The sequence below is a fragment of the Azoarcus sp. DN11 genome (assembly GCF_003628555.1).
Lineage (GTDB): Bacteria > Pseudomonadota > Gammaproteobacteria > Burkholderiales > Rhodocyclaceae > Aromatoleum.
Genome location: NZ_CP021731.1, coordinates 3,994,839 through 4,009,582 on the forward strand (window position 1 = coordinate 3,994,839; position 14,744 = coordinate 4,009,582).

Here is a 14,744-nt window from a genome sequence, read left to right on the forward strand (position 1 = left end):
ATATTTGCCTCACGCCATCCTCGGGTCCGTCAAACGACACTATTTGATCCAGCCTTTCGAGTACGAATTGACCGTCTATATATTTAAAAAATCTGGAAAATCGCGGCTCACCGATAGCACTCCATTGTCGGCGGAAGCCACGCCGCGCCAACAAATAGGTCTTTGTCAATGTTGATGACGTTGAAAACAACCGCAAGGTCTCTCCACTCATAATTCTTGCCGATGTGGGTGTCGGCGGTGTGCAGGGCGGCCGCGATTGAATACGTTCCTGGCCCCAGGTTGGCTGGAAACCCAAACATGAACGTAGTAACGGCTCCAGCCGGAACATCTGTTAGCTTACGCTTCAGATGGTGAGTGTTGGTGCCGAATACAGGTTGCCCAAATCTGTCCTTTATCATGTAGCCAAGTACGAGCTCCGGAATGGCCACCTTGGCCTCGACAACCACCTTCAGTTTGACCGGCTTACCAACACTGACGACTTCGATGCGTTCGTTGTTCTCATCGAGAAGGTCAATTTCGATAATTGCCGCCTCGCCAGAACCAGAGATCGTTTGCACCTTGCCCGAATCGATAACATGCTGTCGTACCGTTTGATTTTCGCGCTCCGCGAGCATTGCGTTGTAGTAGTCAATGACGGCTTCGGGTTCCCCCTCCATTGCAAGACGCCCTCCATTGAGCAGAATGGCGCGATCACAGATGGATTGGATGGCACCCTTATCATGTGAAACGATCAGCAACGTTGTACCTTGGTTTCGAAACTCACGAATGCGATCGAAGCTCTTATGCTGAAAGTAGGCATCTCCTACTGAAAGTGCTTCGTCGACGATGAGCACGTCTGGCCTTTGCGCGGTCGCCACGCTGAAGGCGAGCCGCATCTGCATGCCACTGGAGTAAACACGAACCGGCTCGTCGAGGTAGTTGCCGATTTCGGCAAAAGCTTCAATCTCCGGCATGAGCCGAGTAATTTCTTCCATGCTGAGGCCGAGAAGCTGGCCTGCCATAAATACATTCTGCCGTCCTGTGAAATCCGGATGGAAACCCATGCCGAGTTCGAGCAGCGCTGCAGTGCGTCCGGCGACGTGGATGCTACCGCTGGTAGGCTGTGTGGTGCCCGTGATCATCTTGAGTAGAGTGCTCTTCCCCGCTCCGTTGATACCGAGAATACCTACAGCCTCTCCTGCGTTAACTGTGAACGAAACGTCCCGAAGCACCCATTTAAGGGTATGGTGCCGTTTGTGAGAAGGCGTAATCCACTCCAGCAAACGTGACCAGCGCGTGGGATACTGTTTGTATGCCTTCCCAAGATTAACTACGGAGATGGTACCCATCAGAGTTCATCCACCATTTCGCCGGCATGGCGACGGAAGAGCGCCAGCCCGGTCGCACAGAAAAAAGAGCCAGCGAGGATACCGGCCACAGGGTTTCCCACTGCGGCCAACGGTTCGCCGTCAAGACCTGCTGAAAACTGTTCATGAGCGCGGCCATCGGGTTCCATACCATGCCGTCACGAATTCCCTCAGGCAAGGCCGTCGCCGGATAGACAATCGGAGTGAGCCAAAACCAGAAGGTGATGAAGATTCCGAAGAACTGGCCGATGTCGCGAAAGAAGACGTTGAGCACGCCCAGCGTGACCCCCAGCCCAATCGAAAAAAGGACGAGGATCGCCAGCAGGGGCAGCATCGCCCAAAAGGCATCGCCTGGAAAGTTTCCGGAAACCAGCAGGAAGACAGTGAACAGGCCGAAAACGATGGCAAAGTTGAGCAGTGCGCTCAGGATGATGACTACCGGTAGGCACATGCGCGGAAAGCTGAGCTTCTTCAAAAGGTTCGCGTTATCGAGAAAGACGTTCTGACCGCGTCCGATAATCTCAGCGAACAGGCCCCAAGTGAGAAGGCCCGCGCACAGGTAAATGCTGTAGGCGAAGCCGTTGTCGACGCCGGGGAGCCGGGCGCGCATGACCTCGGCGAAGATCACGGTGTAGACGAGGATCATTGCCAGCGGATTGAGCACAGTCCAGACGGCGCCCAGCATCGAGTTGCGGTATTTGGACTGGAATTCCCGTTTTACACTGCCAAGAATGAAGCCGCGATAACTCCACAGAGCTCTGAGCATTGCGTTCATGTCTTCTCACCCTCGTCCTGCGCGCGGCCGTAGGTATCCTCGAAACGCACGATGTCGTCCTCGCCGAGGTAGGTGCCTGACTGGACCTCAATGATTTCGAGCGGCACCTTGCCGGGGTTTGCGAGGCGGTGCACATGACCGAGCGGGATGTAGGTCGATTCGTTTTCCGACATCAGAAATACCTTTTCTCCGTTGGTGACCTCGGCGGTGCCCTTGACGACAATCCAGTGCTCGGCACGGTGATGGTGCATCTGCAGACTCAACTTTGCACCGGGTGTAACGACGATGCGCTTAACCTGGAACCGCTCGCCGAAGTCGATCGAGTCGTACCAACCCCAGGGGCGATAGATCTTGCGATGTGAGTCCGCGAGCGCGCGGCCTTCGGTCTTGAGACGGGTGACGATCTTCTTGACGTCCTGCGTGCGCGACTTGTCGACCACCAGCACCGCATCGGGCGTTTCGACGACTACGACGTTATTGAGTCCGACACCGGCGATGAGCCGCGCGCCACCGTACAGCAGGCTGTTCTCGCAACCTTCCAGTACGGTGTCTCCGTGGGATGCGTTGCCGGCGGCGTCCTTCTCCATGACGTCCCACAGCGCGTCCCAGGCGCCGACGTCGGACCACCCCGCGGACATCGGCACGACGACGCCGTCGATGCAGAGGTCTGAGTGAGCAGCGAGCTTCTCCATGACCGCATAGTCGATAGAGTCGGACGGGCATGCTGCGAACGCATCAGCATCGACGCGGAGAAAGTCGGCGTCCTGTTCGGCCCGTTCGAACGAAGTACTGCAGGCCTGCGCCATTCTCGGATTGAGCGCCGCCAGCGCCTTGAGCCAGACGCTGGCGCGCATCATGAATAGACCGCTGTTCCAAAGATATTGGCCCGACGCAACGTATTCACTCGCGCGATCGGCAGAGGGCTTTTCGACGAACGCAACGAGCTTGAGGGCGCCGTCGTCGCGGCGGCCGCCTGTGCGGATGTAGCCATAACCCGTCTCCGGGCGGGACGGGACGATACCGAAAGTCACCACTGCGCCAGCGCGAGCGGCCGGCAAACCTGCAGTTACGGACAACTGAAACGCGTCGCGATCGGTGACGACGTGATCCGCCGGCATCACGAGAAGGATGGGATCGCCACCACCAGCACACGCCGCGAGAGCGGCCAGCGTCAGCGCGGGGGCAGTGTTGCGACCAACCGGCTCAAGCACGATACGCGCCCCTGCAACACCAGAGGACCTGAGTTGTTCGGCTGCCATGAACCGATGCTCGGCGTTGCACACGACAATCGTCGGGTCACAACCGTCCTGGTCGTCCGCGAAACCTCCCAACCTGAGGGCCGTCTCCTGGAGCATTGTGCGCGGTCCCGAGAGGGCCAGCAGCTGCTTGGGCTGCTTCTCGCGTGAGAGAGGCCACAGACGGGTGCCTGAGCCGCCGGAGAGAATAACGGGAGTTACCATGAGTTCACCATATCGATTGCCGATTTCGATTCGATAATAAATTTCTTCGTCATAATCTCGACAAACATGAAACGCGTACGATTGCTCGGGTACGCCGAAGCTCGACATGTCGGAGATACTGAATCACCCGAAAAAACGTGGGATTATTGCATTGCGTCGAAATTGACGCCATGAGCCGAAAGTAATAAGAGATTACGTTTCATAGTAGGCGCGGTACCATTTGGCGAAGCGCTCTACCCCCTCACCGACGCTCGTGGCCGGGGCAAAGCCCGTCCAGACGTTAAGTTCCGACGTATCGGCGTAGGTCGCCGGCACATCCCCGTCCTGCAGCGGCATAAAATTCTTCTCCGCCTTCCGCCCGACGGCTGCCTCGATCGCCTCGATGAATGCCATTAGCTCGACCGGGTTGTTGTTGCCGATGTTGAAGACACGGTAGGGCGCGGCGCCACGGCCAGGGTCGGGATTGAGCGGGTCGAAGGTGGGGTCGGGTTCGGCGGTGCGGTCGAGGGTGCGGATGACGCCTTCGACGATGTCGTCGATGTAGGTGAAGTCGCGCTTCATCTTGCCGTGGTTGAAGACGTCGATCGGGCGGCCTTCGAGGATGGCTTTGGTGAAGAGGAAGAGCGCCATGTCGGGGCGGCCCCAGGGGCCGTAGACGGTGAAGAAGCGCAGGCCGGTGGTGGGGAGGCCGTAGAGGTGGCTGTAGGTGTGGGCCATCAGCTCGTTGGCCTTTTTCGTCGCGGCGTAGAGGCTGACGGGGTGGTCGACGTTGTCATGTTCGGAGAACGGCATCCTGGTGTTGCCGCCGTAGACGCTGGAGCTGCTGGCATAGACGAGGTGGCCGACCTTGTTGCGGCGGCAGCCTTCGAGGATGTTGGTGAAGCCGACGACGTTGCTCTCGATGTAGGCGTGCGGGTTCTGCAGCGAGTAACGGACGCCGGCCTGGGCGGCGAGGTGGATGACGCGGTCGAATTTCTCTTCGGCGAAGAGGCGCTCCATGCCGGCGCGGTCGGCGACGTCGAGCTTGACGAAGCGGAAGGCCGGGTGGGGCGTGAGGCGCGCGAGGCGGTCGAGCTTGAGCTGGGGGTCGTAGTAGTCGTTGAGGTTGTCGAGGCCGACTACCTGGTCGCCGCGGGCGAGGAGCACCTCGCTGGTGTGCATGCCGATGAATCCGGCTGCGCCGGTTACGAGGATCTTCATACGCCTTTCTTGCCGTTGCGGGAAAATAATCCGCGGATTATCTCATGCATGGCCGGGACCTTTGTTACAAATGATTAAGACCCGCCCTGATCTGCACGCGGGGGCGCCGATGCGTGGAAGTGGCGGACGGCGATAGGCTGGGCGGGACGATCTTTCGTCGGGAAATTCGCGCAATTCCTATCGCAGGGCCGCCCGCGGGCCGCGGCGATAAGCCGCATCCTGGCAGAGCGATATACTTGCCGTTTGGTTTTTCGTCGCCTTCGATGCCTGCTCGCCTCCCTTACGCGCTTTTGTGGCTGCTCGCCCTGCCCTTCGTGGTGTTGCGGCTGGTCTGGCGCGGACGGAAACAGCCGGGGTATCTGCAGCACGTCGGCGAGCGCTTCGGGCGCTACGGATGTCGCGCGCCGTTGCCCGTGATCTGGGTGCATGCGGTGTCGGTCGGCGAGACGCGGGCGGCGGAGCCGGTGGTGCGGGCGCTGCTGGCACGCTGGCCGGATCATTCGGTGCTGGTGACGCACATGACGCCGACGGGGCGGGAGACATCGCAGGCGCTCTTCGGCAAGGAGACGCGGGTGCTGCGCTGCTACCTGCCTTACGACCTGCGTCCGTTCGTGCGTCGCTTTCTACGGCACTTCCAGCCGCGGGCGGGCATCGTGATGGAGACGGAACTGTGGCCGACCCTGCTCGCTGCCTGCCGCAACACCGGCGTCCCCGTGGTTCTGGCGAACGCGCGGCTGTCGGAGCGTTCCGCGCGGCGCTATGCGCGCTGGCCGACGCTGACGCGGATGACGCTCGGCGCACTGGCGGCGATCGGGGCGCAGACGGAGTCCGACGCGCGGCGGCTCGCGGACCTGGGTGCGGACGGAGTGGAGGTCACTGGCAACATCAAGTTCGATATCGCACCGTCGGATGCGCTGATTGCGCGGGGAAAAGCCTTCCGGGAGCGTATCGGCAGGCGGCCGACGGTGCTCGCGGCGAGTACGCGCGAGGGGGAGGAGGCGCTGATCCTGCAGGCGTTCCGGGATCACGCGCCGAGCGAGGCGGTGCTGATGCTCGTACCGCGGCATCCGCAGCGCTTCGACGAAGTGGCACGCCTGGTCGAGGCGGGCGGATTCAAGGTGCAGCGGCGTTCGAACGAGATGCCCGTCGCCGCCGGTACGCGCGTGTGGCTGGGCGATTCGATGGGCGAGATGTTTGCTTATTACGCGGCTGCGGACGTGGCGCTGATTGGCGGGAGCTGGCTGCCCTTCGGCGGACAGAACCTGATCGAGGCCTGCGCGGTGGGCACGCCGGTGGTGCTGGGGCCGCATACGTTCAATTTCGCGCAGGTGGCCGAGTTGGCGATTGCGGCGGGGGCTGCGCTGCGCGCGGGCGACATCGGCGAAGGGATGCGAAGCGCGGCGGCGCTATTGCGGGATGAGGCGGCGCGTCGAGCGGCGGGCGAGGCGGGGCGGAATTTCGCTGCAGCGCATCGCGGGGCGACGGCACGGACGATGCAGATCGTGGAGCGGCTGTCTGCCGGCCCTTGAGCAGGCGAGGCAAGGCCGTTCAAGTCTTTCGAGCTCGCTCAGGACTGGCCTGCCAAAGCACTACCGGAGCCGGTCGAACCGGTGACGCCCGTTTGACGGTTGCACTGGCGATTTGTATAGTCCAAAGGAGTCAAGGAGGGCACAACCTCATGCGAATTCCCGCCGACAAAGCCCACATCGCATCTGACATCGTTGCCTCGCAATACGGCAAGGATGCGCGCATCTGGTTGTTCGGTTCGCGCGCTGACGACGGTCAGCGTGGCGGCGACGTGGACCTTACGTGGAAACCGATTCGGACGATGTCATGCGGAAGCTTCGCTGCAGGGCAGCTCTCACCGAGTTGTTCGACCTGAAGATTGACCTGATCGTAGGATCCGGCGACAAGCCGATCCATCGCATTGCAAAATCAACCGGCGTACGTCTGAAATGAGCGAGAACCTGGAAATCATCTACAGGAAGCTCGACCACCTGGCACGGATGCGCGCCGACGTTGCTGAATTGCGCTGATCAACTCGCCCCAAGCCCTTCGGGCCGGCTCATTGATCAGAAGTGTTTGGGCAGGCCAGCCTGCTTGAGGACGGCATTCGCCGTGTGACGCGACTTGATCTTGCTGTCGACGGGGAAATGGATACCGGTATGCGGGGAATGCCAAATATCGTGATCCCCCTTCCCCGCTCGGATGAAACGACAGCCGGCTCCGGGGCGAAATTTCCGCCCACTACCGAATACCACGGTGAGCGACGGAGAATTTCCGTGCCAATAGCTCGAAGGGCACTTCCGGGCCATCAGGGTAGCCATTCGCATCGAGCAACTCGGAGACCAGGATTTCCAGCTTGAGCGACAAGGCTTCAAGGGTTTCTGCCTCGGTTGCGAGACCGGGTACGTCATCGGATGTGGCGACCCATACGCCTGCATCAGCGTCCCATTCAGCGCGGACAAAAAGAATCTTGGGCATTGTGCGACCTCCGTCATGCATCCGGCCGGTGGACATTATCGCCTGAATCACTCGGCCAGCAGTGCGTCGATGACCTGGACGTCTTCTTCGCCGAGGGTGCCGGCGGCGGCCTTGAGGCGGAGCTGGGCGAGGATGGTGTCGTAGCGGGCGCGGGCGAGCTGGCGTTGGGTGTCGGCGAGCTGGGACTGGGCGTTGAGGACGTCGATGTTGATGCGCACGCCGACTTCGTAGCCGAGGCGGTTGGCTTCGAGGGCGGAGGTCGAGGAGATCTGGGCGGCTTCGAGGGCCTTGACCTGGGCCATGCCGCTGGTGACGCCGAGGTAGGCCTGGCGCGCGGCGAGCGCGGCAGAGCGGCGGGCGTCGTCGAGGTCGGCGTCGGCCTTGAGCTTGAGGGCGGCGGCTTCGCGCTCGCGCGACGACACGGCGCCGCCGGCGTAGAGCGGGACGTTGAGCTGCACGCCGATGGTGTTGGCGTCGGAACGCGAAGCGGCGCCGCCGAGGCTCGTGCTGAAACCGGCGCTGTTGCGCCCGTGCGTGGCGACGACGTCGACCGTGGGGTAGTGGCCGGCGCGGTTGCGCTCGACTTCGCGCACGGCGATCTCGCGCGTGATCTGCTGCGCCTGCACGCCGTAGGCGCCCTGCTCCGCGGCAGTTGCCCAGTCGGCGATGCTGTCCGGCTGCGGGCGGGACAGCGTGAGGCCGGGACGCAGGCCCGCGAGCGGCGACGGGTCGGTGCCGACGATCTGCACGAGCGTCTGGCGGCGCACGTCGAGGTCGTTCTGCGCGGCGATTTCCTGCGCGGAGGCGAGGTCGAAGCGCGATTGTGCTTCGTGCACATCGGTGATGGTGACGGTGCCGACCTCGAAGCTCGCCTTGGCGAGCTCGCGCTGTTCGGAAGCGGCCTTCTTGAGCTGCGACTGCGCGGCGAGCGCATCCTGCGCGTTGAGGACGTCGAAGTAGGCCTGCGAGACGCGCAGGATCAGGTCGTGGCGCGCCTGCCCGAGCTGGACTTCGGCCAGCGCGGTCTGCAGTTCGCCCTGCTTGTACTGGATCCAGTTCTGCCAGCGGAAGAGCGGCTGGGTGAGCTGCACGCCCCAGGCGTTGCTGTTGAACCTGCGCGTGCCGAAGAACGGGTTGTGCGTGTCGACGTCGTTCCAGGTCGAGCTCGCGTTCGCGCCGATGGTCGGCAGCAGCCCGGCCCGGCCCTGCACGACACGCTCCTGGCCCGCTTCGTACTGCGCACGGGCGGCGGCGAAGCGGGCGTCGTTGGCGACGGCGTCGCGGTAGACCTGCAGCAGGTCGGCCGACCAGGCGGTGGCCGAGAACAGGGAGGCGAGGCTCAGTGCGATCGCGCGCTTCATCGGTTTCTCCGGACCGGGTCGCGGTTGCGTCAGTACTGCGGCATGGTCGGATCGACCTGGGCCGCCCACGCGGCGACGCCGCCCGCCAGGTTGATGACCTTCGAGAACCCCTGGCGCTCGAGGAACATGCACACCTGCGCGCTGCGCCCGCCGTGGTGACAGATGACGACGATCTCGTCGTCCGGGTCGAGCTCGGTCTGGCGCGCCGGCACGGTCGCCATCGGCATCAGCAGCGAGCCTTCGATGCAACAGATGGCGAACTCGGCCGACTCGCGCACGTCGAGCAGCAGCGGCCTGTCCCCCTGGGGGTCGGCAAGCCGTTCGGCGAGTTCGGGGGCGGTCATCTGTCGCATACAGGGGCTCCTCAGAAGCGGAATCCGTCCTTGGGCTGCACGTTCTTCAGCATCGGGACGACGGTTTCGAACACGTCTTCGGTCTGGTACTGGTCTTCCGAGACGCGGGTGATCAGGCGGGCTTCCATGACCGGGGCCTCGCCGACGAAGGCGAACATGCGGCCGCCGACCTTGAGCTGGTCGAGCAGGCTCTGCGGCATCATCGGCAGGCCGCCGGAGACGACGATCACGTCGTACGGGGCGCGGCAGCTCCAGCCGCGGGCGGCGTCGCCTTCTTCGACGATGACGTTCTCGACGCCGGTGCGATTGAGGTTATCGGCCGCGAACTTCGCGAGCGCCGGCTCGATCTCGATGGAGCGCACCCAGTCGGTGCGGGCCGCGAGCAGCGCCGCGAAGTAGCCCGAGCCGGTGCCGATCTCGAGCACGGAATCCGAACGCTTGAGCGGCAGCGCCTGCAGGATGCGGCCTTCGACGACGGGCTTGAGCATGGTCTGACCGAGGCCGAGCGGGATCTCGACATCCGCGAAGGCAAGCGTCTTGTGGGCGGGAGGAACGAATTCCTCGCGCTTGACCGTCATCAGGAGGTCGAGGACGTCCATATCCAGCACGTCCCAGGGGCGGATTTGCTGCTCGACCATGTTGAAGCGGGCACGTTCGAAGTTCATGGCATTGGGTTCCTGCGCAAATATTAGCACACTCTAATTTAGCGTGCGAAATGTAAACTTTTGCATTTTAGCGCACTTGCTGCACCGCGGGCGTTGCCGCTTGCCCGCTCGGCATGGCTTCGGGTTCGCGCCGCACGCGGTACCACGCCGCGTACAGCGCGGGCAGGAAGATCATCGTGAGGACGGTCGCGACCGTGAGGCCGCCCATGATCGCGACCGCCATCGGGCCGAAGAAGGCGCTGCGCGACAGCGGGATCATCGCGAGGATCGCGGCGGCGGCGGTGAGCATGATGGGACGGAAGCGACGCACGGTCGATTCGACAATGGCGTCCCACGCGCTGCGGCCGTGCTCTCGATCCTGCCGGATCTGGTCGACGAGGATCACCGAGTTGCGCATGATCATGCCGGAGAGCGCGATCGTGCCGAGCATCGCGACGAAGCCGAAGGGCTTGTTGAACGCGAGCAGGAAGGTGGTGACGCCGATCATGCCGAGGGGCGCGGTGAGGATCACCATCGCGACGAGCGAGAAGCTCTGCAGTTGCAGCATCAGCACGGTGAGCACGGCAATGAGGAAGAGCGGCATGCCCGCGGCGACGGACTTGCCGCCCTTGGCACTCTCCTCGACCGAGCCGCCGGCCTCGATGCGGTAGCCGAGCGGCAGCGCGGACTGGATTCCGGCGATCTGCGGCGCGAGGTCGGCAACGACGACCGCGGGCTGCACGGGGCCGTAGAGGTTGGCGCGCACGGTGACGGTCGGGATGCGGTTGCGGCGCCAGATCACGCCTTGCTCGAAGCCGTATTCGGCCGTGGCGACCTGGGCGAGCGAGACGCTGCGTCCGTTGCCGACGGGGATGGCGAGGTCGGAGAGCAGCCCCAGGTGCACGCGCTCGGACTGGGCGCCGCGCAGCATCACGTCGATGGTTTCGGTGCCTTCGCGGAGTTGGGTGACGGCGAAGCCCTGCACGGAGGTGTTGAGAAAGGCGGCGATGTCCTGCGTCGACAGGCCCAGCAGGCGCGCCTTGTCCTGGTCGACCTTGAGGCGCACGCGCTTCGAAGGCTCTTCCCAGTCGAGATGGACGTTGGAGAGCTGCGGATGGGCGCGCATCCTCGCGGCGACGTCGTGGGCGATGCGCCGCAGTTCGTCGAGATCCTGCCCGCTGACGCGGTACTGCACCGGAAAGCCAACCGGCGGGCCGTTCTCGAGGCGATTGACGACGCCGATGAGTTCCGCCGGCGCCTGGTCGAAGAGCTCGATGAGCTTCGTCCGCAGGGCTTCGCGCGCTTCCGGGCCTTCGGTGAGGATCACGAATTGGGCGAAGCTCGTTTGCGGCAGTTGCTGGTCGAGCGGCAGGTAGAAGCGCGGGCTGCCGCCGCCAAGCCACGCGACGTAGTTCTCGATGCCCGGCTGCGCGCCGAGGAAGGTTTCCAGACGCTTGACGGCGCGCTCGGTGGCCTCATGGGACGCGCCTTCGGGCAGGCGCAGGTCGACGAGCAGCTCGGGGCGGGTCGATTCGGGGAAGAACTGCTGCGGGACGAAGCGGGCGAACACGACCAGCGAGGCGGCGAACGCGAGGATGGTGAGCGCAATGACGAGCCAGCGGTGCGCGACGCAGGCATCCACGACGGCGCGAAAGCGCGTGTAGAAGGGCGTGTGGTAGATCGCGTATTCGTCGTGCAGCTCGTGCGCATGGGCGTCGCGTTCGGCCAAGCGCGCACCGAGCCGCGGCGACAGCCGCCCGAGCAGGCGCGCGAGCACCGGCGGTTTGCCGCGCTGCGCATGGAAGTCGGGCAGGATGTGGTAGCCCAGCCACGGGACGAAGAGCACCGCGGCGATCCACGACACGAGGAGCGCGATCACCGTGACCTGGAAGATCGAGCGCGTGTATTCGCCGGTCGCCGATGCGGCCGTCGCGATCGGCAGGAAACCCGCGGCGGTGACCAGCGTGCCGGAGAGCATCGGCATCGCGGTCGAGACGTAGGCGGCGCTCGCGGCCTTCGCGCGTTCCCAGCCCTGCTCCATCCTGGTCGCCATCATCTCGACGGCGATGATGGCGTCGTCGACGAGCAGGCCCAGCGCGAGGATCAGGGCGCCGAGCGAGATCTTGTGCAGGCCGATGTCGAAGAGGTGCATGAAGAGGAAGGTGATCGCGAGCACCACCGGGATGATCACGAGCACGACGACGCCGGTGCGCAGGCCGAGCGACAGCAGGCTCACCGCCATGACGATGACGACCGCCTCGGCGAGCACGCGGACGAACTCGCCGACCGAGCGCGACACGGCGCGCGGCTGGTCGGCGACGCGTTCGAGGCGCACGCCGACGGGCAGTTGCGCATCGATGCGCGACATGGCTTCGTCGAGGTGGTGGCCCAGTGCGATGATGTCGCCGCCGGCGCGCATCGACACGCCGATCCCGAGCGCGTCCTCGCCCTTGAAGCGCATGCGCTCGCCGGGCGGGTCGGCGAAGCCGCGGCGCACCTCGGCCACGTCGCCGAGGCGGAAGCTTCTGCCCTGTGCGCGGATCACGGTGTCGCGGATCGCGTCGAGGCTCTCGAAGGCGCCGCTCGGGCGCAGCCACACGCGCTCATCGCGGGTGTCGAAGAACCCCGCGCCGGTGGTCGCGTTCTGGGTGGCGAGCGCGCCCGTGATGTCGCGCACCGAGAGGCCGAAGGTGGCGAGCTTGGCGTTCGAGAGTTCGATGTACACGCGCTCCGGCTGCTCGCCGAAGAAGCTCACCTTGGCGACGTCGGGCACGCGCAGCAGCTCGCCGCGGATCGCCTCCGCGTAACGCTTGAGGGCGGCGTAGTCCATGCCTTCGCCGACCAGCGCGAACACGTTGCCGTAGGTATCGCCGAACTCGTCGTTGAAGTTCGGGCCGCGCACGCCCTGCGGCAGCGTTTGGCTGATGTCGCCGATCTTCTTGCGCACCTGGTACCACACGCCGGGGATCTCGCGCGCCGGCGTCGAGTCCTTGGCGACGAAGAACACCATCGACTCGCCGGGGCGCGAGAAGCTGCGCAGCACGTCGACCTGCGCGACTTCCTGCAGCTTCTTCTCGATCTTGTCGGTGACCTGGCGGGCGACTTCCTCCGCCGCGGCGCCGGGCCATTCGGTGCGAATCACCATCACCTTGAAGGTGAAGGGCGGATCTTCCGACTGACCGAGGCGCGTATAGGAGAACATGCCGACGAGGGCGAGCACGGCCATCAGGTAGAGCACCAGCGGCTGGTGCCGCAGGCCCCAGGCGGAGATGTTGAAGCGCCCTTCGTCGAAGTCGCGCGGGGTCGTCATTTGCCGGCATCCAGCGCGACCGCGGCGGTCTCGTCGACCGCACGCACGCTTTCACCTGCGACGAGGCGATGCACGCCGGTCAGCACGACGCGCGCATCGGCGGGCAGCCCGCCGAGCACGACGACGCCGTCCTCGCGGAATTCGCCCGTCTGCACCTCGACGGGGACGAGGCGCGAGGCGCCATCGACGGTCCAGACGGTCGCACGACCGTCGACGCGGGTCACCGCCGTCAGCGGCAGCACGGCCTGCCCTGCGGCGGCGGCGGTGAAGGCGACGTTCGCGGTGGCGCCGAGCGGCAGCGCGTCGTCGGCATCCGCGACGGCGACGCGCACGGCGTAGGAGCGCGTCGCGGCGTCGGCCGCGGGGGCGATCTCGCGCACGGTGGCGGCGTACATACGGGCGGGATTCGCCCAGGCGCGCACCGCGGCCGGAACACCGGCGCGCAACTCGGCGACGCGGCTTTCCGGCACGTGGATCAGCACTTCGCGCTGTTCGGGGCGGGCAACGCGCAGCACGGGCTGGCCGGCAGCGACGACCTGCCCGACCTCGGCGGGTGCGGCCGTGACCACGCCTTCGTGCGCGACGGTCAGCGCGGCGTAGGCTGCCTGGTTGCCGGCCGTGGCGCGTTGCGCGCGGGCCTGGCGCAGCCGCGCCTCGGCCGCCTGCAGGGTCGTGCGCCGGCCGTCCAGCGCCGAGGCGCTGACGAAGTTGCGCGCATGCAGGTTCTGCACGCGCTCGAACTCGACGCGGGCGAGCGCGACGTCGGCCTCCGCCGCCGACACCTGGGCCGCAGCCGCCTGCTCGGCGAGCTTGACGTCCTGCGGGTCGAGGCGCGCGAGCACCGTCCCGGGCCGCACGATCGCGCCGACATCGACGTTGCGCTCGATGAGCTTGCCGCCGATGCGGAACCCGATGTCCGCCTCGTGGCGCGCACGCACCTCCCCGGTATAGACGCGCAGCTCCGGGCCACTGCCGCCCGCGACGCTGCGGACCAGAACCGCGCGCAGCGGCTTCTCGGCAGACGGAGGCCCCGAGCATCCCGCGAGGAGGGCAGCGAGCAGGATGCCCGCCAGTTTCGTCTTCATTGCGCGTCTCCAGCGGCAACCGGGGCCATCAGGCCGTTCAGGATCAGGTCGAAGTAGGTCTTCAGGTATAGCCCGGCGTCGGCTTCCTCACCGCAGCGGGGGCCGAAGGAGTGACGCCACATCGCGCGATAGACGAGGGGCGCGATCAGCACGCTGCTGATCGCATCGAGATCGACTGCGCGAAACACGCCACGCGCGATGCCGCGCGACACGGCGGCACGCAGCAGCGCCGTGCCGCGCTGGATCACTTCACGCTGGTAATAGGCCGCAACGTCCGGGAAATTGCCCGCTTCCGACATCATCAGCTTGGGAATGCCGCCCAGCTCGGTGCTGCCGATGCGCTCCCACCAGCCAGACAGGATCGCGCGCAGCAGTTCGAGCGGATCGTCGTGCTGCTCAAGCAACGCTTCGCCGGCGTGCAGCGCGGGGACGACCCCTTCCTGGATCACGGCCTTGAACAGCGCGTCCTTGCTGTCGAAATACAGGTACAGGGTGCCCTTGGAAACGCCCGCGCGCTCGGCGATGTCGTCGAGGCGCGTGGCCGCGAAGCCCTTCTCGACAAACAGGGAAAGGGCGGCGGCGGTGAGCTCCTGCGGTCGGGCTTCCTTGCGGCGTCGGCGGCGTGCCTGCTGCGTCTCGGTCATCGGTTCGATCCATCGGATGATGCACTGGGCGGCACGTGCAGGAGGAATCCATTGGCACGTACCCAGTCATTTACACGGCAAT

13 protein-coding genes are annotated in these 14,744 nt (G+C 65.0%); 2 read left to right on the forward strand and 11 right to left on the reverse strand.

What is annotated here, in order from left to right:
* Positions 1–107: 107 nt before the first annotated feature.
* The 4 genes from CDA09_RS18475 to CDA09_RS18490 form a co-directional block, all read right to left on the reverse strand.
* Positions 108–1,328, reverse strand: a complete 1,221-nt coding sequence (locus tag CDA09_RS18475; RefSeq protein WP_121429988.1) for an ABC transporter ATP-binding protein — start codon at positions 1,326–1,328, stop codon at positions 108–110.
* Entirely contained in the window at positions 1,306–2,121 is an 816-nt protein-coding gene (locus CDA09_RS18480) for an ABC transporter permease (RefSeq protein ID WP_286164231.1), read from the reverse strand. Before CDA09_RS18480 ends, CDA09_RS18475 begins: the two co-directional genes overlap by 23 nt.
* Positions 2,118–3,581 (reverse strand): mannose-1-phosphate guanylyltransferase/mannose-6-phosphate isomerase, encoded by a 1,464-nt coding sequence (locus tag CDA09_RS18485; protein WP_121429989.1) that lies wholly within the window; start codon positions 3,579–3,581, stop codon positions 2,118–2,120. The genes CDA09_RS18480 and CDA09_RS18485 overlap by 4 nt, the downstream gene beginning before the upstream one ends.
* A gap of 192 nt (positions 3,582–3,773) precedes the next feature.
* Positions 3,774–4,781 carry an NAD-dependent epimerase gene (locus CDA09_RS18490; protein ID WP_121429990.1) on the reverse strand — a complete coding sequence of 336 codons (1,008 nt, stop codon included), beginning with the start codon at positions 4,779–4,781 and terminating at the stop codon, positions 3,774–3,776.
* A 263-nt stretch (positions 4,782–5,044) separates the two neighbouring features.
* On the opposite strand from CDA09_RS18490, the gene waaA reads away from it, so the two are divergent.
* Both waaA and CDA09_RS23405 read left to right on the forward strand, forming a co-directional pair.
* The gene (gene waaA / locus CDA09_RS18495; protein ID WP_121429991.1) at positions 5,045–6,310 is read left to right on the forward strand and encodes a lipid IV(A) 3-deoxy-D-manno-octulosonic acid transferase; all 1,266 of its coding nucleotides are present in this window, start codon (positions 5,045–5,047) and stop codon (positions 6,308–6,310) included.
* A gap of 280 nt (positions 6,311–6,590) precedes the next feature.
* A complete protein-coding gene (locus CDA09_RS23405; protein ID WP_164844440.1) occupies positions 6,591–6,740 on the forward strand; it encodes a hypothetical protein in 150 nt (49 codons plus the stop codon).
* A gap of 288 nt (positions 6,741–7,028) precedes the next feature.
* On the opposite strand, the gene CDA09_RS18505 is transcribed toward CDA09_RS23405, so the two are convergent.
* The 7 genes from CDA09_RS18505 to CDA09_RS18535 form a co-directional block, all read right to left on the reverse strand.
* Positions 7,029–7,265, reverse strand: a complete 237-nt coding sequence (locus CDA09_RS18505; RefSeq protein ID WP_121429993.1) for a DUF1902 domain-containing protein — start codon at positions 7,263–7,265, stop codon at positions 7,029–7,031.
* 47 nt (positions 7,266–7,312) lie between these two features.
* Positions 7,313–8,626, reverse strand: coding sequence for a TolC family outer membrane protein (locus tag CDA09_RS18510; RefSeq protein WP_121429994.1), 1,314 nt, complete (start codon positions 8,624–8,626; stop codon positions 7,313–7,315).
* Between the two features lie 29 nt (positions 8,627–8,655).
* Complete coding sequence (locus CDA09_RS18515; protein WP_121429995.1) at positions 8,656–8,979, reverse strand: rhodanese-like domain-containing protein; 324 nt, start codon at positions 8,977–8,979, stop codon at positions 8,656–8,658.
* 11 nt (positions 8,980–8,990) lie between these two features.
* Positions 8,991–9,644, reverse strand: a complete 654-nt coding sequence (locus CDA09_RS18520; protein ID WP_121429996.1) for a protein-L-isoaspartate O-methyltransferase family protein — start codon at positions 9,642–9,644, stop codon at positions 8,991–8,993.
* A 67-nt stretch (positions 9,645–9,711) separates the two neighbouring features.
* A complete protein-coding gene (locus tag CDA09_RS18525) occupies positions 9,712–12,933 on the reverse strand; it encodes an efflux RND transporter permease subunit (RefSeq protein WP_121429997.1) in 3,222 nt (1,073 codons plus the stop codon).
* Positions 12,930–14,018, reverse strand: a complete 1,089-nt coding sequence (locus tag CDA09_RS18530) for an efflux RND transporter periplasmic adaptor subunit (protein WP_121429998.1) — start codon at positions 14,016–14,018, stop codon at positions 12,930–12,932. The genes CDA09_RS18525 and CDA09_RS18530 overlap by 4 nt, the downstream gene beginning before the upstream one ends.
* The gene (locus tag CDA09_RS18535; RefSeq protein WP_121429999.1) at positions 14,015–14,662 is read right to left on the reverse strand and encodes a TetR/AcrR family transcriptional regulator; all 648 of its coding nucleotides are present in this window, start codon (positions 14,660–14,662) and stop codon (positions 14,015–14,017) included. The genes CDA09_RS18530 and CDA09_RS18535 overlap by 4 nt, the downstream gene beginning before the upstream one ends.
* Positions 14,663–14,744 lie beyond the last annotated feature (82 nt).